Below are 20,984 nucleotides of genomic sequence, written 5' to 3'. Positions count from 1 at the left end.
CGCCTCGGGGCAGGGCTAGATTTGAGGCAAAGCCCAAAACGAGGAGATCATCATGGTGAGAGTAGGCATTAATGGCTTCGGCAGGATCGGACGCAACGTGCTGCGCGCGGCGCTGGGGCGCAGCGATTTCGAAGTGGTGGCGATCAACGATCTGACGGACAGCAAAACGCTGGCGCACCTGCTGAAATACGACACGCTTTCCGGCACGCTGGCGGCCAGGGTGGAAGCCGGCGACAACCAGCTGCTGCTGGACGGCCGGCCGATTCAGGTATTTTCGCAGCGCGATCCCGCCGAGATCCCCTGGAGCAGCGTGGGCGTGGACGTGGTTATCGAAGCGACGGGCTTCTTTACCGACAAGACCAAAGCGGAAGTGCACATTACGCACGGCGGCGCCAAGCGGGTGATTATCTCGGCGCCGGCCAAGAACGACGACATCACCATCGTCATGGGCGTTAACGACTCGCTCTACGATCCGGCGCTGCATAAGGTGGTCAGCAACGGTAGCTGCACCACCAACGGGCTGGCGCCCGCCGCGCAGGTGCTGCATCAGGCGTTCGGTATCGAATACGGGCTGATGAACACCACTCACGCCTATACCAACAGCCAGGCGCTGCACGATCAGCCGGAAAAAGATCTGCGCGGCGCGCGGGCGGCGGCGGAGTCGATCGTGCCTTATTCCAGCGGCGCGGCCAAGGCGCTCGGCAAGGTGATCCCGGATCTGGACGGCCGGTTGACCGGTTACTCGCTGCGGGTGCCGGTGCCGGTGGTTTCGATCGTCGATCTGACGGTGACGCTGAAACGCCCGGCGACGGTGGAGGAGATCAACGCCGCTTTCCGCGCGGCGGCGGCGTCCGGCCCGCTGCAAGGGATCCTGGGGTACAGCGATGAACCGCTGGTGTCGAGCGACTACCGGGGCGATGCGCGCTCATCGATTATCGATGGTTTGTCCACGCTGGTCATCGGCGGCAACCTGGTGAAAGTGCTTGCCTGGTATGACAACGAGTGGGGCTTCTCCAATCGGTTGGTCGATCTGGCGCTGCTGATGGAAAAACGCGGGCTGTAAACGCCCAATAGCAAAAAGCCCGCTTAAGTTTCCTTAAGCGGGCTTCTCTAAATATGGCTCCTCTGACTGGACTCGAACCAGTGACATACGGATTAACAGTCCGCCGTTCTACCGACTGAACTACAGAGGAATCGTGTGAACGGGGCGCATGATATCCAGCAGCCCCGGGTGTGTCAACGCTAAATTGCCTTGAGCGGTTCGACTGCTCGGTATCTGAGCAATGCGCTCGTCAATCAGCCCATTGCGCGTCGTTTTCCGCCTGGGTGCGCAGCAGACGCGCCAGCGGATCCTGGCGGTAGAAGCGGCAAAAGTGCTGATACAGCGCCGGGAAACGTTCGGCCAGCAGCTCGGGGGCGCTGAAAAAATACTCCGACAGCACGGCGAAGCACTCGGCCGCATCGGTGGCGGCGTAGGCGTCCATGCTGGCTGCCTCTTCGCCGACCATGTCGATCTCGTCCTGCAGGCTTTCCATCGCGGCGTGCAGATCGTGTTCCCAGGCAGCCACCTCGCGCAGCGGGATCGGCGGCACGCCGGTGGCGACGCCGCCGTTGCGCATATCCAGCTTGTGCACCGCTTCGTGGATCACCAGGTTAAAACCGGAAAGATCGAAAGAGTCCTGCACGTCTTGCCAATTGAGCACGATCGGCCCCTGTTCCCAGCTTTGGCCAGACTGCACCACCGGCCCCGAGTGCACCAGGCCGATCTCGTCCTGCCATTCGTCTTCCACCACGAACGGGGTGGGGTAGAGCAGGATTTCGTTGAAGCCGTCGAGGCACTCCGCGCCGAGCTCCAGCACCGGCAAGGCGAACAGCAGGGCGATGCGCGCCTGCATTTGTGAAGTGAGCTGCAGCCCCTGCAGCGGCACGATGCGCTTTTGCTGCAAAATCTGCCCGGCGACGGCCACCAGCCGCTGCCGCTCCTGCTCATCCAGCGGCGAGAGCAGCGGGATCGCCAGCGCGTCCTGCCACTGGGCCTGAATGTCTGCCTGGGGGTGAGAGGGTTGAGTCGCTTTCCACGGCCATTTAATCATCAGGTTGCTCGTAAAGTCATCACTTGAACGTTCGGCTGCATGCTAGTGCTGTAAAAATGCCGCAAAAGCGGGCATGATAGCAAGCGTTGTCAGGAGAGATGCCGGAGCGGCTGAACGGACCAGTCTCGAAAACTGGAGTAGGGGCAACTCTACCGGGGGTTCAAATCCCCCTCTCTCCGCCACTTCCCCCCGCGTTATTACCCATCGATTCAAATTCCTTTTCATTTTCTTCTGTCTAATGCGCTGTAACCGTTCGATTTGCAACGTGTTTGCGTTGGTCGGCATCCCGTTTCGCATTATAACCCGTGCATTATCAACGAATAGCATTTTACGATTATGTTCTTCATTTTGTGAGCTATGTTGCGCTCAAATACGATGCGGCGCTTGAGACAAGAACGTGGCTGCGGCCTGTCAATCAGGCTGAGCGTATGAAACGGCTACGGTGATCATGCCTGCCGGCCAAAGCCAGTCTACTAACAGGTCCAATCTTGCCAAAATGGTGTTTATTTACACGCGATTTCTCGCGCGCTAATATGTGTGCGCATGCACATAAATGATCAGTCTCCTGCCCGAAACGAGGGCGATAGAAGGGGCTGACCGCCTGGAGACTGGAGGACTTGACATGAGTTTGCTCGATTGCGCACTGGATTTTCGCCACTTCATTGAGGAGCTGCGTCGCCGAAAAGATTTGGTCGACGTGCATCAGGAAGTCTCCGCCGATCTGGAGATAGCGGCTGTCTGCCGCCGGGTTTACGAGCAACGGCTCTCGGCTCCGCTATTTCATCATGTGGCGGGCGCGATGCCGGGAGCCCGCATCCTCGGCGCGCCGGCCGGCATGCTCGCTTCGCCGGAATACGCCTATTCTCGTCTAGCCCTGCATTTCGGGCTGCCGCCGGAGAGCACTCCGCGGGATATCGTGGCGGCGATTCGCCGGGCGGTGAAGGCGGAACCGCTAGCCCCCGATTACTGCTCGACCGGGCCGGTGAAAGAGAATATTTGGCGAGGCGACGAGGTTGATCTGGAACGCTTCCCGGTACCGCTGCTGCATGAACGGGATGGCGGGCGCTACTTCGGCACTTACGGATTCCATGTCGTGCAATCCCCGGACGGGCAGTGGCACAGTTGGGGCGTCGGCAGGCTCATGATGCTCGATCGCAATCGTCTCACCGGCCCGGCAATCCCCACCCAACACATCGGCATGATCCGTGAAATGTGGCGCCGAGAGGGGAAACCTACGCCGTGGGCGATGGTGCTCGGGGCGCCGCCTGCCGCGGTGGCGGTGGCGGGGATGCCGTTGCCGGCCGGCGTCAGTGAGCCGGACTATGTCGGCGCGCTGCTCGGTAAAAGCGTCACGCTCACCCAAGCGGAAACCAACGATCTCTGGGTGCCGGCCAATGCGGAAATTGTGCTGGAAGGTGAAATCAGCCTGACGGAGACGGCGTTGGAAGGGCCGATGGGGGAGTATCACGGCTATCAACATCAGCAAGGCCACGAACAGCCGGTGTTCCATGTGCACGCGGTGACATTTCGCGATGACCCCATTTTGCCTATTTGCGTCGCAGGCACGCCGCCGGAGGAAAATCATACGATCTGGGGTACCATGATCTCGGCTCAGCTGCTGGAGACCCTGCAGAGCGCGGCATTGCCCGTCGACTTTGTCTGGTGTTCCTATGAGGCGGCAACCTGTTGGGCGGTGCTCTCCATCGATATTGAAAAACTGGCCGGCATGAAGACCAACGCTGCTGATTTTGCCGATAAGGTCGCGGAGATCGTCTTCGGTTCGCATGCGGGCTACCTGATCCCCAAACTGATTCTGGTCGGCAATGACATTGATATTGTCGATATCGATCAGGTGGTTTGGGCGCTGGCCACGCGTTCACATCCGGCGCGCGATCATTTTCTTTTCCCTGGCGTGCGCGAGTTCCCGATGGTGCCGTACCTGACGGAAGAGGACAAGGCGCGCGGCAGCGGCGGCAAAGCCATCATCAACTGTCTGTTCCCTGAGCAGTTCAGCGGAGTAACGCGTGCGGGCACGGCCTCTTTCAGACATGCTTATCCGGAACAGGTCAGGGCAAAAGTCGAAGCTAATTGGAAACAGTATGGATTCTGAAAAGAAAGGCGCACATAGTGGCCGACGGGGGATGGGATTGCCCAACGGCGCGCTTTATAAGATGACGGAAGTGGTGCGTCACCGTGAAAAACGGCTGTCTGCGTTACTGGCTTTACAAGGGCTCAGCCTCCATGAGTGGCGCGCGTTGCGCATTCTCTACAGCTTTCCGGGCGATGTGTCCATGAGCGATGTGATAGCGCATTCGCAGACCGATCGCACTGCGCTTGGACGCACGCTCACCCAACTGGTTAACCGGGGATGGGTTGCGCGTTTCCCCGATCCGGAAGATAAGCGGGCGGTATATCTGCGCGTGATGCCGGCGTCTCGCCCTATTTTTGACCAGGCGAGACAGCGGGTGGCGGATTATGACGCACGGCTGATGGCCTGTCTGGATGACGTCGGGCTCAGTGCCCTGGATGACGCACTGCAACGCATGATGCTGTTCATCGAGAGCGCGTAGTCCGTTCCGGCGAAGCCAGCGCCGTATTTCCCGAGTGACCTCATCGCGGTGTTGTACTGTTGCCCGTGGGTAAGGTAATTTGCTGATGGCATTGACGACTGACGCAGGGGCCAACGGACATGAATGAAAGGATCGACTACCACATCGAGAAATACCACTTCGCGCCGCTGGATGAAACCTCGCGGCTTGCGCACCAGTGGAGCGAGGTGCTGAACGAGTGTCGCCAGACGCAGGCTGGGGCGGAAGAGCGCCTGCGCATTGCACTGCTCAACGTGGACTATGTGACCAGTTTTGAATTGCCTTTCCGTTTATTGCTGGTCAGGGCGCCGCAGCTGATCGCCGGCCTGCGTGATGAGCTGGCGCTCAGTCAAAAAAATGTGGTGTTCAACGGCAAACGCTTTGGTTGCGTTTACAGCTTAAAAAGCGATTTAAGCGGCGTGCCCGAGGCCTTCCAATACGGCCTGTCGACCCGTATTCATCGAACCTCTGCGTCGGGCGTGGACGCGCTGCCTTACCGGGAAATCGCCAAAACGCTCAAGGCGCCGCGTGAGCGGCTCAAGCTGGCGCTGGATCAAGGACTGCAGGTCACGGCGCTGGACGGCCTGTTCTGGTTCGGCATACAGCGCATCGCCGCCGAAGTGCGCAGGCTAAGAAAAGCCGGCATGGCGATCGCGACGGCGGAAACGGAGATCTTCGATACCCTGACCGGTACGACGCGCAAGGTGCCGGTGTACCGGTTGGTCGATCATTAAGCGCCGATGGCAGGCGCGCAGTCTGATATTTATGCTTGATTCTCGTTGAGTGCAGTTTGGCTCCTTGCGCGCAGCCCTCGTTTTCTACTTGCATCGCCTCGTCGATCGTTAAGAAAATCAACGCGATATCTTCCAAAAAGCTACTCATCGTTTGTTCTACCGCAGCACAACGCAAACGGCGGGTCATCGCCGATGGCGCGTGCCACGATGGTGTCTCTGGCCGGCGGCGCCGTTTGCCGCTCGCCGTTGGTTAACATCGATGAGGGTTTGAAGGAGAAGAATATGTTGAAACGTTTTGCGTTGCTGTGCTGGTGCCTGATCGGCGCCAATGCGCTGGCGGCGGGCCCCAACGCCAATATCAAGTATTACGGCTATGACTGGCTGGACTTTTATGAAACCGCCACGCCGTCTTTCAGCGCCACAGAAGCGCTTAAGGTGATTACCGACACCGGCTTCAGTATGACCAATCTGAATGTGGTGCACACTATGGAAAGTCTTAATCTGCCTGTTTGCGCCGGTGGCACCTGCGCCGTGAATATTCAGGCTGGATCGGGGGCGGTATCGGGATCGCCGTTTATCGATATCTGCCCTGGGGCGGTCTCGAACAGCAACTGCCAGGCCGCAGGTTCCTGGAACGCCATCTGGACGGTAGTCAAGAAGATCGCCGAAGCTAAATATAAGCCTGGTGCCATTTATTTTATCGATGAGCCGTTCGACGTTCCTGCCTTACAGACCGCGGGGAAATATGACGCTTTCCAATATTCCAGCTATGTATGCACCCTACGGCAGGCCATGCAGCAGTACGGGGTCGCGATCCCCGTCTACACTATCTTGTCCTATCGGCAGGCCAACAACGCCGAATGGATCCGTGAAATACAGCAGGGCGCACCCGTGACTGCGTGCCCGGCCAACGTCAAAAGCACGCCCGATTGGGTTGGGGTGGATAACTACAACTGGTCGGTGGCGGATATGTGGAGTACCTACAATCGCCTGGCGCCGATAAGCGCAGCCGGGCAAAAGTGGGTGCTGGTGCCGCCTTCTACGGCCTCGTTAGGAATGAATGACCAGCAGCTGCACGCGCAAATTCAATTGTATTGGGATTTTATTAACCAATATCCGCATGCACCCGTGGTTTACATCATGAACTGGCGGTTTGATCGCGCGGTCACCGAGAACCGCGCGGTTTACCCTAAAGCGACCGCCTTACTGTCGTTCATGGCGAACACGCTGCTCGCCAAACCTTAAGTACGCAGAGAGGAGGTTCGCTTCAGAACCTCCTTATTGATTGCACGGCTTATCGATAGGCTTCATTCCGCGCGATCGCGTATTTCCCGCTGCCCAGCAGCAGGATGGCGAGCCCGCCCATAAAGAACACCAGTTCGTTTTCAATCCCCCAGGCACCGACGTCGGTGACGGTGAATACCTTGCCGGTGCCCACCATCAGAAATGCCACCACCAGCGTAAAGGCGTAAACCAGCGCGGCGGGGCGGGTAAACAGCCCCAGGATGATCAGGATCGGCGCCAGGATCTCGCCGACATACACGCCATAAGCGATGAAGGCGGGCAGCCCTTGCTCCTGCAACGCGCCGGCGATCCAGCCGACGCCATGCTGAACTTTTGCCACGCCGTGAAACAGCATCAGCCCGCCGAAGGTCAGTCTGAGCGCCAGTTTGCCCGCATCCGGGCGATCAAAAAGACGAGTGAATGCCGCATTCAGTGACTTAACCATGGCCTTTTCTCCTGAATAGGAATGATTTTCAATCAATATATCAATTGGGTGAATGCGAAAGATGTTCTGGATCAGTAAAAGGGTGGGCTTCGCATCGAATTTGCGCCTGGAAGCCAGGGGGAAAGGAGGGGGCCATCCCGGCGTGCGCCTTGCTTAAGGGGACGAGGGCGGCTGTTGCGTTCAGGTTTATTACACGGAATAACATTTCCACACAGGCTGAACGTGAGGTAAAAAAAGTCTCTGCGCCGTTTCCGGTATCACCTTATTATGATGCTGCGCATTCCTTTCATATCTGTTTTTGCCCTCAGGAGTGACGCCTGTGTCAATGCGTGAGGATAGCCGACAACATAAAGATTAATAAGGTTTTTCTTCATGAATAAACGGCTTTGGCGCGCACTCGATATAACTCTATAGGGTTAATCATGCTTTTATTTTGAACGACTAACTAATTAGCGGTTCTTTTTCGCAATTTTATTGGGAATTATCTTGCTTATTTTGTTTTGCGAAAGTTGATTCTGTGGGGTGAAATGCTTCGCGCTGAGTTTATTTCTGGATTTTTTCTTTTTTTTTGATGGGAATTCAACGCTGAAGAGAATCCGACTGATTCCATGATTGGCATTATGAGCGGCTGTAAACTTTGGTGAACTATTTTTATCAGCCTAAAAATAATAGAATTACCATTTTTTTAAGTTATTGAATTGTTTAATTAATGTATATTCATTTGTTAATTTTTTATTAAAAAAATAATATTTTCCCTTGATATTGGTTTCGGCTTTGCTAGTATCAAATTAGTGGTCTTATCAGTTGGGAAAACATCTCTTGAGCATGGAGCGGATCACGGGTCTTAACAGAAGTGTCGCCGTTGCAAGGGCTGGGTGGTTATTTAGCTGTCAGGTTAAATGACATTGTTTATACCACTTTAGCAAAGTAGGCGCTTTTATCGCGTGATGCTTCGGTGTTGGCCTGCTGCAAAAGAACATGCAGGTGAAAGAGCATTGAATCTTAAGTTGCTCTGATCATTACCGTGGGTTAACTATAAAAAATGTTGCTTTATCAACCCCGCTGTTTGCGTGCTAAAACCGTGTTCGGTGCGCCACGGCGTAATGTTAACCTTGTACCAAAGCGTTAAAATTAATAATCAAAACTCTCGCCAAATTGTTTATTTTCACACCAGGTTTCGTATGGGTAAGTACTGAGTGCTGGAAATGAAAGTCACACTGTCATCGTCTCTGCTGATCATTGCGTGCTGCTCGATCGCAAGAAACGAATGGCTGTCATGGTTTTATGAAAAAATTTCACTATTTACTGTGGTTATCATTTGTTTATTAAATTATTTGTATTCTGGTGTTTTATTGGAATTGTCCTACCAACAGGGAAACGTTGTTTTTAGGGCATTTTTTGATTTTTTTCCTATTATTAGCTTGCATAATTATTGATTGCAACTTATTGATTTTAAAATGAAAAAATAAATATGTAAATGTAAAATAGTTTAAACCGATCACTGAGTTTTTATTGATAGGTTTAATCTATTATTGTTGTTAATATTAATACATCTAAACAATTTGCGGGCTTGGTGACGACTAATTAGGCTAAAAGGACTCTGGGAAAGACTGGCGAATGTAAAAGCCCATTTTTATAGGCTTTATGTTTGTAGTGCTGATGAAAAGGATATCAGGCCATGAATGAAGTCATCTCAACAGCAGTTAACGGCGTCGAATTTGACCCTCGATACAGTGAAATTGAATTTACGTTATCGGAATTCGACAGCCAAACCGATCCGCTGAATGCCGTGGACAATGCACGCGATATCAATTGGCATGCTATTCGCGAGCAATCTGCCGCCTTGCTTGAGCAGTGCTTCGATTTGCATGTCGTGCTGTGGTTTATGCGCGCCAATCTTCATATCGATGGTTTTTCGGCTGTCTATCAGGGCATCACCACTATCGACGGCAAATATGCCGAAGAGGGGAGCACCATTTTCCCTCAGGCCGATATGGAGCCGGCGACGGACAGCTTTCATGCGGCCGCATTAGGCTGGCTCGCTACCTCGTCCTGCCTGCACGAAATCAAGAACAGCAAGATTTTCCCCGACACGCCGTTAACCACTGATGAACTGCTCAATATGCGAATTGACGAGCAGGAAGGCAAAAGCCTGCATTTCTCGGAAGTGGTGAAAGTGTTGGGGCAGGCTGACAGCTATTTTGCCGGCAGAAACATGCCGCCATTAAAGGAACAGCTGTCTCGGGGAATAGATGCCCTGGAGCGCGTGGAAAACTACGCCAACCTGCAGGCCGAAGATTATCGGCTGGACTGCCGGCAGGTGCGTGACTATTTGACGCTGTTCAGCCGTCAATTGCTTTCTCTTGAACAACAGGAGTTGCCGGAGGATATCGGCGCTGCGCCGGCCGACGCGGAAGCGGCGGAGACGCCGGCCACCCTGCCTGGCAAATATATCCGTTCCCGGCAGGATGTCATCTTGCTGTTGGATCAGGTTTTGGACTACTTCCAAAACTATGAGCCCAGCCATCCGGCCCCCATTCTTATTCGACGTTCGCAAAAAATGATCGGTATGGACTTCGCGACGATTGTTGAGGAGCTTTTGCCGGAATCTCTGGCCTCGTTAAATCAATTGTCCGGGAAGTAATTTTTCTCACAAAGGAGTTTTCCAATGGCTAAGGACTCAAGCTCTCAGAAATTTATCGGTAAAAATAACGCGCCCCGCGTGCAAATTGAATATGACGTAGAGCTCTACGGTTCGCAAAAGAAAGTAGAGTTACCTTTCGTCACGGGGGTCATGTCCGATCTCTCTGGGCATCGGAAAAAACCTTTGCTGCCGATCGAAGAGCGGAAATTCCTGACGTTCGATCAGGACAATTTCAACGATCGCATGCGCGCCATTAAACCTCGTCTTCAATTTTACGTGGAGAATACCCTGAGCGAAGACGATGCGCTGCTGGATGTGGAATTAGAGTTTGAATCGATGGAGGATTTTACGCCTGGCGCCATCGCCAAACGGGTTCCGCAAATGCAACGTCTGCTGGAAGCCCGGGAACATCTCACGGAGCTCATCACGTATATGGATGGTAAATCCAGCGCGGAAGAGGTGGTGAAGAATCTGCTGGAGAAGCCCGATTTTCTGCATCGCTTGGTGACGGATGCACGCAAAACGGTCGCGGATGCGGAACAGGATGTGCAGGATTCGGGCAATAAAGGAGATGAGGAATGAGAGCGAGGCAACGACGCTATTCAGCTAAACAGCAGGCAACGGCGGTCGCTGAAGTTGAAACGCAGGAAACGGAAAATGAGCTTGACGGTCTGCTCAAGCGTTCATTCCGGCCGAGAACGAACGAGGCCTCAGAAGCGGTTCGTCGGGCCATCGGCACGCTGTCCGAATATGCCAACCAAGGCAAGGTAAAGGTCAGCCAGGATGTCGTATTGACCATTGAATCGTTGATCGCCCAGATCGATGAGCAGCTGTCGCAGCAGATGAACAATATCTTGCACCATAAGGAGTTCCAGAAGCTGGAGTCCGCCTGGCAAGGTCTGAGTTATCTGGTCGATAACACCAACGTCAGCGAAACGCTGAAGATTCGGGTATTGAATATCAGCCAGGATGAGTTGACGCGCAATCTGCGGCGCTATCGAGGATCGGCCTGGGATCAAAGCCCGGTGTTCAAACAAATTTACGAACAAGAGTATGGTCAGTTCGGTGGCGAGCCGTTCGGTTGCATCATCGGCGATTTTGAGTTCGATCACAGCCCGATGAGCGTGACGCTGCTGACGGAGCTGGCGAAAATTTCCGCCGCCTCGCACTGTCCGTTTATTTCCGCCGCTTCGCCGTCGCTGTTGCAGATGAGCAAGTGGAACGAACTGGGCAACCCGCGGGATATCGGCAAGATTTTCACCACGCCGGAGTATGCCTCCTGGCGCCGCCTGCGCGAAAGCAACGATTCGCGTTATCTGGTGCTGACCATGCCGCGCTTCCTGTCGCGTTTGCCTTACGGTGCCAAGACCAACCCGATCGAAGAGTTCGCTTTCGAGGAGGCCGTCCGGCCGGATATGGATGATGATTTCTCCTGGGCCAACTCGGCGTATGCGATGGGCGTGAACATCAACCGCGCCTTCCATGAGTACGGTTGGTGCTCGAAAATCCGCGGCATCGAATCCGGCGGCTCGGTAGAAGAACTGCCCGCCTACGCGTTTCCTTCTGATGAGGGCGGTTATGAGTTGACGTGTCCGACGGAGGTCGCCATTTCCGATCGGCGTGAACAGGAGCTGTCAGACGCCGGGTTCTTGCCTTTGGTTTATCGCAAGCATTCTGATTTCGCTGCCTTTATCGGTTCTTGCACCATGCATGCCCCGGCGAAATACGAAGATCCGGATGCGACGGCCAACGCCAAGCTTTCCTCCCGGCTGCCGTACATTTTCGCCACGTGCCGCTTTGCGCACTATTTGAAATGCATCGTACGCGACAAAATCGGTTCTTTCCGTTCCAGAGACGATATGCAGCTGTGGCTGAATGACTGGCTGATGAATTACGTCGATGGCGATCCTTCCGTGTCGACGGAGGCGACGAAAGCGCGTCGTCCATTGGCCGCCGCCGAAGTTCGCGTTGAGGATGTTGAAGACGATCCGGGTTATTACCGCGCACATTTCTATTTGCGCCCGCATTACCAGTTGGAAGGCATGACCGTGTCCTTGCGACTTGTATCAAAACTTCCGTCAGCCAAAAAAGATGGGAGCAGATAAGTTACGGCTGGTCATTGGTTTGGATATTGCCGACGCCTATTATTAAATGGCGTGAGTGTGAATTGATATTTCGTTGAAATTTAGCGGCGTTATTCTCTGCGTCATGGCTATTTATTGATGGCTGATGGATTCCCATTTCCGCTATTTCAATGATTGCGTTGGCAATATAACGACTTATCTGAGTGGATATTTCAATTAACGTAGTAGGACCTATCAGTCAAGGAGACAAAAATGAGCACTAAAGCATTAGTAGACTATTTTTTGAAGATTGAGGGTGTAGACGGCGAATCCCCTGACCAAACCTATCCGGGATGGATTCAGCTGCAAGCCTGGCAATGGGCGGAGGAAAATGCCGGGCGCTGGGGATTCGGCAGCGGCGGTGGGTCCGGCAAAGTCGAAATGAAAGACTTTGAGTTTCGCATGGTAAGTAATAAGGCTTCGCCCAAGCTGTTTCTGATGTGCGCCACCGGCGAACATATTCCTCAGGCAAAACTTGTTTGCCGTAAATCAGGCCAGGGTCAGCAAGATTTTATTGCCGTGACCTTCAGTAACTGCCTGGTTTCCTCATTCAAGACCGTGGGCAATATGCCGCTGAACTCCACCATCGGTACTGAAATCGATACCGTGCTGCCAACCGATGTTATCAAGCTGAATTTCGCACGTATCGAAGTTGAGTACAAAGAGCAAAACAACGATGGCTCCATGGGTGCGGTGATTAAGACGGGGTATGACCTCAAGCTTAATGCCCGTATCTGATCATTGATGTCATAACACTTATTGCAGGCCGTCTGCCCGCAGAACCTTGCGGGCAGACACAATCATTACCGCGAGGTGTTAAATGAAAGCGTCATTGCCCATGCTATTCGATAAGCTCAGCGTGAGAAATCAAAGCGGCAGCGCCGATAATTGGCGGCGCGTCCTGGTGCGTGATATCGAATTTTTACTGAATGACGCATCGCGCAGCGCAGATTTAAAACTTCACGATTATGCGCATAGCGAAAGCTCGGTATTGAATTATGGTCTGCCGTCGCTGAGCCAACGAATACCCATTAATACCGATCCGCTAACGTTGGCGAGGCATATACAAAGAATTATTACTTCTTTTGAGCCGAGATTGGATCCGAAAACGATTCGCGTGGTGCCGGTCGTGAATGAACGTCAATCGTATGTATTGGCAATCTTATTTGATATCTATGGCACTTGCTCATTACCTGGCGACGAAATGCTGGTTAATTTGCGCATAGCTCTTGATTATTCCTGTGGCGCCGTACACGTATTTGATTAATAGAGGTGACTATGTTCAGTGAGCGCTTTCTCCAATTATATAATGATGAGCTGCGTTATTTTCGCGAGGCCGGTCGTCAATTTGCCTCTTCTCATCCTCAGGTCGCTCAGCATTTGGGCATGCATATCGACGGCGTGCTGGATCCCTTCGTCGAGCGTCTGTTGGAGGGCTCCGCTTTTCTTTGCACCCGCATCCAGGAAAAACTGAACAACGAGCAGCCAGAATTCGCCTTGCAAATGCTTTCTCGCCTGGCGCCCTTGTGGTACACGCCCGTTCCCGCGATCGCCACCGTCGCGATTAAGCCCGATCTCTCTTTCCCCCAGTGGCACAGCCAGGTCGATCTGCCGCGGGGAAGCCGAATGACCCTCAACGATATCTCGCTGAACAACAAACCCGCCACCTTCACCACGGCGCGGCATATTAAAGTGCAGCCCGTTGAGATTTCATTGGCGGAATGTGAAATTTTGCCGCCTCACCATCTGCCTGACGGCGCCGCCAGGCATATGCAAGATTGTTCAGCCTACGTCAGAATCGGCCTGACCACGCACGGCGTGTTGCCCGTCTCGGAACTGGACCTCGAACCCTTGCACCTGACGTTGGCGGAAGATACGGTGCGGGCCAATCAGCTGATGGCCGCGCTGCTTAATCGCACCTTGCGCATCGTGCTATGGGCGAAAAACGATGACCGGCCGATCGTCAAAGTCTTGCAACCGGAAAGCCTGCGCCTGGGCGGCGTCGGCGACGAAGAGGCATTGTTGCCCACTGCAGTAGGGGAATTGCCCGGCAACCGGCTGATGCGCGAATACTTTGCGGCACCGAGCCGCTTTTTCAGCCTCGAGCTGCATGGCGTACAGGATTTTCTGCGTCAATGCGAACGCGTCCATGAGTTCGAGATCTTGTTTGCTCTTGAGCAACGCCCACTGACTCTGATCGGTCGCGTCAACGCCAGGGATTTTCATCTGTTCGCGACCCCGGTCATCAACCTGTATCGCCGCCATTGCTCGCCGGTGCTGTTGACGGGTGAGCGCACCGAGCACCAGCTGGTGGTCGACCGTTTGAACACCTCGCTGTATGAGATACATAGCGTTAAACAGGTGAAAGGCATGTTGCCGGACGGCAACCCGGTGATTTTCTCTTCGCTGCAGGCCGATGTGCATTACGACTGTGAACGGGAGCCTGCGGGTTATACGCTGCAGCGTCGTCGCGAGCCGTCGCCATCCAAATACAACAACCCGCACCTGCCCAACGAAGATACTTTCATCGCCATTTCGCCGGGCAAAAGCGGTATCGACATCGACGACATCACGTCGCTCAGCGTCGAGGCGCTGGTCTGCGAACGGCATCTGGTGCCTGCGCACCTTCAGCAACCGCATTTCCAACTGGAAACGGCGATGCCGATCCACCAGGTGGAGATCGTCCGCTACCCGAGCAACCCTGTCGCGGTGCCCAACATCAGCCAGGCGTGGCAAGCGATTCAGATGCTGGCCTCCAATCCTTTGCGCCATGCGCGCCCGGACGTTCAGGATTGTTCGGCGCTGTTGCGCGATTGGCTGTCGTTGTTCTGCCATCAGGATGACTCCAGCCAGCGCAAACGCATCGCCAGCATCAAAAATGCCTGGGTGGAGCACCACTTCGAACGCAATCAGGGGCCGGGGCCGCTCGCCTGGATCCGCGGGGCCGAGATCGCCGTCAACTTGAGCGCCAACCATCATGCCGACCACGGCGCCTATCTGTTCGGCAAAATATTGCACCACGCGCTCAGCCAATACGGCGATTTGAACCAAACGTTGAGCATGAAGCTGTTGCTGGATGGGGAAACCCACGCCGACTGGGGGGCGCTCTACTATGGCTGATATGTCGTTGATGCGCGAAACTGCGCTGTCGTTGGAGCCGGCGACGGCGACGGGGGCGCAAGGCGAGAGCCTGGGCCAGGCCGAAATCCGCGGGCTGTCCAATCGGCAGGATTTTTTCGAGTTGCTGCGGCGTATCGAACGCGCGCAGCCGGATGCGCCGCGGCTCGGCGTCTCCAACGATCGCAGCCGCGAAAGGCTCTGCATCACCCAGCCGGCGGATATGGCGTTTGCCTCGCGCGAAATCGCCTCCATCGTGCAACGCCCGACGCAGGTGCTGATTCAGGCGCGGCATTTCGGCATGTTCGCCCCTTACGGCCCGCTGCCAATCCATGTGACCGAGCACGCGCGCACCGAAGTCATCGCCCGGCGCAATCAGGCGTTCCAGCAGTTCGTCGGCATCGTCAGCCAGCGCTTCGCCGTCTTGCACTACCGGGCCTGGGCGCAGTTGAAGGCGATGATCGGCCATGATCACGACGATGACAAAAACCCGTTCTTGCATCATTTGCGTCAGACGGTGGGCGTCGATACGGCGTTGACGGTAAACCCGCATATCCAGCGCCTGCGCGAAGCCTATCCCGGCACTTACCTGCCGGGGCGTCGTTCGCTGCGGCAGTTGACCAAGATGCTGACGGCCTATTTCGCCGTTCCCATCACCATTACGCCGCGCTACGCCAAGTGGATCGACGACGGCAAAAAAAGCGGCAGTCAAAAGCTGGGCAAGTTGGGTCGCACGCGCATCGGCAGCCGCTTTTTCGATGCCCAATACGGCGCGCATATTCAAATCGGGCCGCTGGGGGCCCCGCATTACCAGCAGTATCAGCGCGGCAGCCGGCGGCTGCAGGCGCTGGTGAGTATCTGTCATGACTTCACGAGCCATCAGCTGATGCTGGACGTCAGCCTGCTGATCGCCACGGAGCCGGGCATGGCGGCGCAGCTGGGCGGCAAGTCGCTGAGTAAAGACAGCTGGCTGAAACCTAAGACAGGGACGTTTAGGCAGCTGGTTTATCAATCAACAACTTAATATAAGGAAATTTAAGGTGTATCAACGAGAACGTCTTTTTTCGCGATTGGGCCACTTTGCTTATCAGTCCTTCGTTGAAGCGACCAAGCTGTGCCGGACCTTCAGGCACGAATACGTGGAGCTTGAACACTGGCTGAAAGTCCTGGTGGACAAGGAGCGCGGCGACCTGCCGCTGATCCTGGCGCACTACGCCATCAATAGTCAGCGCATCAGCGATGCGTTGGATCGCATTCTGCATACCTTGCCGAACCGCACGAATGCGGTGGTGGATCTGTCGACGCAATTGGAAACGGTGGTGGAAAGGGGCCTGCTGATGAGCCAGCTCGCCGAAACGCCGTCCGGCGGCGTGCGCACCATCCATATCCTGGTCGGCATTCTGCAGGATCCCACGCTGCAGCGCAGTCTGTACCGGCTGAGCGACGAATTCAAAAAACTGCCGATCCCGCAGCTGTTCGACGATTATCCGGCGATTCTGGCGGAGTCCGTCGAGCATGAGGAAGAAGAAGAGGAAGTCTACAGCGCCCACGGCGATGCGCCGGATGCGTCCGAGACGGTCGAGATACTCGATAAATGGTGCGCCGACCTGACTCGCCAGGCGCGCGACGGTGAAATCGATCCGGTGATTGGCCGCGAGGCGGAGCTGCGTCAGGTGATCGACATTTTGCTGCGCCGTCGGCAGAACAACCCGATTTTGGTGGGCGAAGCCGGGGTCGGCAAAACGGCGGTGGCGGAAGCGCTGGCCTGCAAGATAGCGCAAGGACAGGTGCCGCCGCTGCTGCAGGGCGCCCGGCTGCTGTCTTTGGATCTGGGGCGCATGCAGGCCGGGGCGAGCATGCGCGGGGAGTTCGAATCACGTCTGAAAGCGCTGATCGACGCCATTGCGCATTCGGCCGTGCCGGTGATCCTGTTCTGCGATGAGGCGCATACGCTGGTGGGCGCCGGCGGGCAGGCCGGCACCGGCGACGCCGTCAACCTGCTGAAACCCATGCTGGCCAGGGGAGCGCTGCGCATGGTGGCGGCGACCACCTGGTCGGAATACAAACAGTTCATCGAGCCGGATGCCGCGTTGACGCGCCGCTTCCAGTACGTGTTGGTTTCAGAGCCGGACGAAGAGAATGCGGTGAACATGATGCGCGCCATCGCCCCGCATTTCGCACAGCACCACAGCGTCAAAATCCGCGAATCGGCGCTGCAGGCGGCGGTGCATTTGTCGCTGCGCCATCTGCCGTCGCGGCAGCTGCCGGACAAGGCCATCAGCCTGCTGGATACCGCCTGCGCGCGGGTGGCGCTGAGCCAGCATGCGCAGCCTGAAAAAATCGAGTCGCTCGAGGCCGGGCTGGCGGTGAAGCGCACCGAATTGAACGGCCTGCAGGAAGAAAGCCGATTCGACAGTCTGGCGCCCACTCGCATCAGCGAATTGCAGCAGACGCTCAGCGAGATGGAGGGAGAGCTGGACGCCCTGCGTCGGCGACAAGCACAGGAGCAGCAGGCGGTTACCACCTTGCTCGAGGCGGAGCGGCAGTCGCCGGAGCGTCTGCCGCAACTGGCCACCGAGTTGGGCGAGCTGCAAGACGGCGGCCTGCCGTTGGTGTATCCGTGGGTGGACGATCGCGTCGTGGCGGAGGTGCTGTCGGATTGGACCGGCATTCCCACCGGCCGCATGCTGCAAAGCGATCTGGACAATGCGCTCAACCTTAACCAGCTGCTGAGCCGCCAGATTTTCGGCCAGCAGACGGCGATCGATGAAATCGCGCAGGCGGTGAGGATCTCCCGCGCCGGCATTCAGGCGCACGATCGGCCATTGGGCGTTTTCATGCTGTCCGGCCCGAGCGGCGTCGGTAAAACGGAGACCGCGTTCGCCCTGGCGGAGGCGATGTACGGCGGCGCGCACAACCTGATCGTCTTCAATATGAGCGAATTTCAGGAATCGCACACCGTCTCCACGCTGAAGGGAGCGCCGCCGGGCTATGTCGGCTACGGCAAGGGCGGCAAATTGACGGAGGCGGTGCGCCGCAAACCTTATTCCATCGTGCTGCTCGACGAATTCGACAAGGCACATCCCGACATCCATGAGGCGTTCTATCAAGTCTTTGACAAGGGTGTGATGGAGGACGGCGAAGGCCGCATGATCAGCTTCCGCCAGTGCTTTATTTTGATGACCAGCAACATCGGCGCCGGCGAAATAGAAGCGACGCTGGCGGAAACGCCGGAGCTGAAAACCGAGGCGCTGCGCCCGATGCTGCACGATGTCCTGGCGCGCTTTTTCCCGGCGGCGCTGTTGGCGCGCATGAATGTCATTCCTTACGTGCCGCTTTCCACCGAAGCGATAACCCATATCGCCATCAAACAGATTTCACGTTTACAGCAACGTTTGCACAAAGAAGTGGGCGTGTCGCTGGTGCTGGAAGGCGACATTCCCGGCTGGATAGCCAAACGCATCAGCGCCCATCCTTCGCGCGGTAGAGCGGTCGAGTCGCTGCTGCAGCAGGCGATTTTGCCGCCAATCAGCAATGAAGTGCTGCAGCGCAAACGGGCGGGACAGGAACTGCAGAATATCCAACTCATGGTCGAGAACGATAGTTTAAGTGTTTATTTCGACTGATTTTTAATTTACCGCCGGCCCGCAAACGCGGGGCGGGGTTCGATATCGGATCAGAGAGGTTGTTATGCCTTTAATCGAAATTGATAACCCGGTGTTAGCCGAATTAAATGCGTTTCCACTCAGCTTTACCACCAAAGAAGGGTTGTCGAGCAACTCGCAATATTCGCTCGAATTCGAATGCGCTCAGGCGGATGTGGATTATGAGTCTTTGCTGGGTGAAGGGATCAGCATTCAAATAGAAAGGCCGGATTTCGGCTCGCGGCCTTTTTACGCTTACGTGATCGGCGCCTCCGATGCGGGGCAGCACCAGGATAAGTTCGTTTATAAGCTGGAGCTGAGCACCTGGCTGTGGTTTTTGATGCAGAACCGCAACAGCCGTATATTCCAGGATCTGAACGTGCTCGATATCATCGAGCAAATCTTCTCTCGCTACGGCTTTGCCGACTACCGTCTGGATATTCAAGGTACCTATCCGACGCGTGAGTATTGCGTGCAATTTTCCGAAACGGATTTCGCGTTTATCAGCCGCCTGCTGGAAGATGAAGGCATCTGGTATTACTTCGAGCACGCCGAGGATAAGCACACGCTGGTGATCACCGACCGGCAGAACTTCGACGATCTGGATTTCGGTTACGCCGTGTTGCCGTTCATGCCGGACAGCGAAGAAAACCGCGCTATTCGCGAAGGGATCCAGCGCATCCAGCGTTCCCGCAAAGTACGCCCGAATGAAATCGTGCTGCGCGACTTCGACTTTCAGAACCCGCGCAAGAACCTGCAAACCAAGGTGGAAGAGAGCCGCCTCGGCCTGCAGAACACGCCGCTGGAATGGTACGACTACGCGGCGGGTTATATAGATACCGAGCGCGGTGAGAACCTGGCGCGGTTGCGCCTGGAAGAAATGCAAAGCGACGGTCACCTGCTGTTTGGCGAGAGCAACGCCGTCGGGCTGATGGCCGGCAAGGACTTCTCCTTGATTTTGCACCCGGACGCCAACCGCAACCGCCGCTTCAAACTGACCCGTTGCGACTATGTGTTCGTGCAAGACGGCCCCGACAGCAGCAGCGACGGCCGCAACGTGACCTGCCGTTTCAATGCGCTCAACGACGATGTGGCGTTCCGCCCGCTGCGCGAAACGCCCAAGCCGCAGATGCCGGGCATCCAGAGCGCCACCGTGGTCGGCGCGCCCAATTCCGAAGTGCATACCGACAAGTTTGCGCGCATTCGCGTGCATTTCCACTGGGATCGCTACAAAACCACCGAGGAGGACAGCTCTTGCTGGATCCGCGTCGTGCAGGCCTGGGCGGGGAAAGGCTGGGGCGTGATCGCCATGCCGCGCGTCGGCCAGGAAGTGCTGGTGACCTATGTCGACGGCGATCTCGACCGTCCGATGGTGACAGGGATTGTTTATAACGGCGATAACCCGCCGCCTTACCAACTGCCTGAATACATCAACTACTCGGGGATGGTGTCGCGTTCGCTGCGCTTCGGCAAGCCGCAGCACGCCAGCCAGTTGACCTTCGATGACAACCGCAACAACGAACGCGTCATGCTGCACGCCGAGCGCGATCTGCAAACCACGGTGGAGCGCAATCAGGCCACCGAGGTGGGGATGGACAAGTTCGACATCATCCGCCGCACCTTTACGGACTGGTTCACCAACCACGTCTCTTACAAGGATTACGTCTTCAGCATTACCGGATTTAACGCGTCGATCACCGGCGTCAGCGCCTCACTGACCGGCGTCAGCCTTAGCGCCACCGGGGTCAGCACCTCGTTTACCGGCGTCAGCACCTCGTTCACCGGCGTGAGCACGTCGTTTACCGGCGTGAGTACCTCGTTCACCGGGTTGAGCACGTCGTTTACCGGGCAGAGCACCAGCTGCACCGGCGTCTCGAACTCGATGACCGGCGAAAGCAACTCCTTCACCAGCATCAGCAACAGCATGACCGGCGAGAGCAACAGCTATACCACGGTCAGCACCAGCCAGACCGGCAGCAGCACCAGCTTTACCGGCGTGAGCGTGAGCACCACCGGCTCATCGACCAGCACCACCGGCTGCAGTATCAGCACCACCGGTTCGTCGACCAGCACCACCGGTTGCAGCATCAGCACCACCGGCAGCAGCGTGAGCACCACCGGCAGCAGCGTCGGCACCACCGGCAGCAGCGTCAGCAGCACCGGCAGCAGCGTCAGCAATACCGGTAGCAGCGTCAGCAATACCGGCAGCAGCACCAGCACGACGGGGGTGTCCATCAGCTACACCGGCGCGTCACTGTCCGAGACCGGCGTCGATTTGAAAAAAGTCGGGATGCAAAGCAAAAACTAACGAG

At 56.1% G+C, this 20,984-nt stretch carries 16 protein-coding genes and 2 tRNA genes; 15 read left to right on the top strand and 3 right to left on the bottom strand.

Going from position 1 to position 20,984, the window contains the following annotated elements; all coding sequences use genetic code 11:
• The first annotated feature begins 52 nt into the window (after nucleotides 1–52).
• Nucleotides 53–1,063, top strand: a complete 1,011-nt coding sequence (gene gap, locus GKN89_RS05215; RefSeq protein WP_154746466.1) for a type I glyceraldehyde-3-phosphate dehydrogenase — start codon at nucleotides 53–55, stop codon at nucleotides 1,061–1,063.
• A 54-nt stretch (nucleotides 1,064–1,117) separates the two neighbouring features.
• On the opposite strand, the gene GKN89_RS05210 is transcribed toward gap, so the two are convergent.
• Nucleotides 1,118–1,193 (bottom strand) — tRNA-Asn (locus tag GKN89_RS05210).
• A gap of 99 nt (nucleotides 1,194–1,292) precedes the next feature.
• A complete protein-coding gene (gene mtfA / locus GKN89_RS05205) occupies nucleotides 1,293–2,093 on the bottom strand; it encodes a DgsA anti-repressor MtfA (RefSeq protein ID WP_154746465.1) in 801 nt (266 codons plus the stop codon).
• Nucleotides 2,094–2,185: 92 nt separating this feature from the next.
• Between mtfA and GKN89_RS05200 the strand changes: the two genes are divergently transcribed.
• From GKN89_RS05200 to GKN89_RS05180, 5 genes are all read left to right on the top strand, one after another.
• Nucleotides 2,186–2,275: transfer RNA gene (locus GKN89_RS05200), tRNA-Ser, on the top strand.
• A gap of 440 nt (nucleotides 2,276–2,715) precedes the next feature.
• Nucleotides 2,716–4,203, top strand: coding sequence for a UbiD family decarboxylase (locus GKN89_RS05195; protein ID WP_154746464.1), 1,488 nt, complete (start codon nucleotides 2,716–2,718; stop codon nucleotides 4,201–4,203).
• A complete protein-coding gene (locus GKN89_RS05190) occupies nucleotides 4,193–4,663 on the top strand; it encodes a MarR family winged helix-turn-helix transcriptional regulator (protein ID WP_063918632.1) in 471 nt (156 codons plus the stop codon). The genes GKN89_RS05195 and GKN89_RS05190 overlap by 11 nt, the downstream gene beginning before the upstream one ends.
• A gap of 119 nt (nucleotides 4,664–4,782) precedes the next feature.
• Nucleotides 4,783–5,415, top strand: coding sequence for a helix-turn-helix domain-containing protein (locus tag GKN89_RS05185; protein ID WP_154746463.1), 633 nt, complete (start codon nucleotides 4,783–4,785; stop codon nucleotides 5,413–5,415).
• Nucleotides 5,416–5,697: 282 nt separating this feature from the next.
• Nucleotides 5,698–6,660 (top strand): hypothetical protein, encoded by a 963-nt coding sequence (locus GKN89_RS05180; protein ID WP_025160317.1) that lies wholly within the window; start codon nucleotides 5,698–5,700, stop codon nucleotides 6,658–6,660.
• A gap of 49 nt (nucleotides 6,661–6,709) precedes the next feature.
• Here GKN89_RS05180 and GKN89_RS05175 read toward each other — a convergent pair whose 3' ends face one another.
• Nucleotides 6,710–7,144: a DoxX family protein gene (locus tag GKN89_RS05175; protein WP_019452514.1), complete on the bottom strand. Its 435-nt coding sequence runs from the start codon at nucleotides 7,142–7,144 to the stop codon at nucleotides 6,710–6,712.
• Nucleotides 7,145–8,822: 1,678 nt separating this feature from the next.
• Between GKN89_RS05175 and GKN89_RS05170 the strand changes: the two genes are divergently transcribed.
• From GKN89_RS05170 to vgrG, 9 genes are all read left to right on the top strand, one after another.
• Nucleotides 8,823–9,788, top strand: a complete 966-nt coding sequence (locus GKN89_RS05170; RefSeq protein WP_074053768.1) for an ImpA family type VI secretion system protein — start codon at nucleotides 8,823–8,825, stop codon at nucleotides 9,786–9,788.
• A gap of 24 nt (nucleotides 9,789–9,812) precedes the next feature.
• Nucleotides 9,813–10,370, top strand: a complete 558-nt coding sequence (gene tssB, locus GKN89_RS05165; RefSeq protein ID WP_019456176.1) for a type VI secretion system contractile sheath small subunit — start codon at nucleotides 9,813–9,815, stop codon at nucleotides 10,368–10,370.
• Nucleotides 10,367–11,893 carry a type VI secretion system contractile sheath large subunit gene (tssC, locus tag GKN89_RS05160; protein ID WP_019456177.1) on the top strand — a complete coding sequence of 509 codons (1,527 nt, stop codon included), beginning with the start codon at nucleotides 10,367–10,369 and terminating at the stop codon, nucleotides 11,891–11,893. Before tssB ends, tssC begins: the two co-directional genes overlap by 4 nt.
• 231 nt (nucleotides 11,894–12,124) lie before the next feature.
• Complete coding sequence (locus GKN89_RS05155; RefSeq protein ID WP_004935369.1) at nucleotides 12,125–12,649, top strand: Hcp family type VI secretion system effector; 525 nt, start codon at nucleotides 12,125–12,127, stop codon at nucleotides 12,647–12,649.
• Nucleotides 12,650–12,731: 82 nt separating this feature from the next.
• Nucleotides 12,732–13,178 (top strand): type VI secretion system baseplate subunit TssE, encoded by a 447-nt coding sequence (locus tag GKN89_RS05150; protein WP_071532884.1) that lies wholly within the window; start codon nucleotides 12,732–12,734, stop codon nucleotides 13,176–13,178.
• Nucleotides 13,179–13,189: 11 nt separating this feature from the next.
• Nucleotides 13,190–15,031: a type VI secretion system baseplate subunit TssF gene (gene tssF, locus GKN89_RS05145; protein ID WP_025160410.1), complete on the top strand. Its 1,842-nt coding sequence runs from the start codon at nucleotides 13,190–13,192 to the stop codon at nucleotides 15,029–15,031.
• Entirely contained in the window at nucleotides 15,024–16,052 is a 1,029-nt protein-coding gene (tssG, locus tag GKN89_RS05140; protein WP_025160409.1) for a type VI secretion system baseplate subunit TssG, read from the top strand. Before tssF ends, tssG begins: the two co-directional genes overlap by 8 nt.
• A 16-nt stretch (nucleotides 16,053–16,068) precedes the next feature.
• Entirely contained in the window at nucleotides 16,069–18,654 is a 2,586-nt protein-coding gene (gene tssH, locus GKN89_RS05135) for a type VI secretion system ATPase TssH (protein ID WP_370520161.1), read from the top strand.
• Between the two features lie 64 nt (nucleotides 18,655–18,718).
• A complete protein-coding gene (gene vgrG / locus GKN89_RS05130) occupies nucleotides 18,719–20,980 on the top strand; it encodes a type VI secretion system tip protein VgrG (protein ID WP_154746462.1) in 2,262 nt (753 codons plus the stop codon).
• Nucleotides 20,981–20,984 lie beyond the last annotated feature (4 nt).

Source organism: Serratia sp. YC16 (genome assembly GCF_009707615.1).
GTDB classification, from domain to species: Bacteria; Pseudomonadota; Gammaproteobacteria; order Enterobacterales; family Enterobacteriaceae; genus Serratia; species Serratia surfactantfaciens.
Note: the sequence above shows the minus strand (reverse complement) of the source record. Positions and strands in the feature narration are given on the sequence as shown.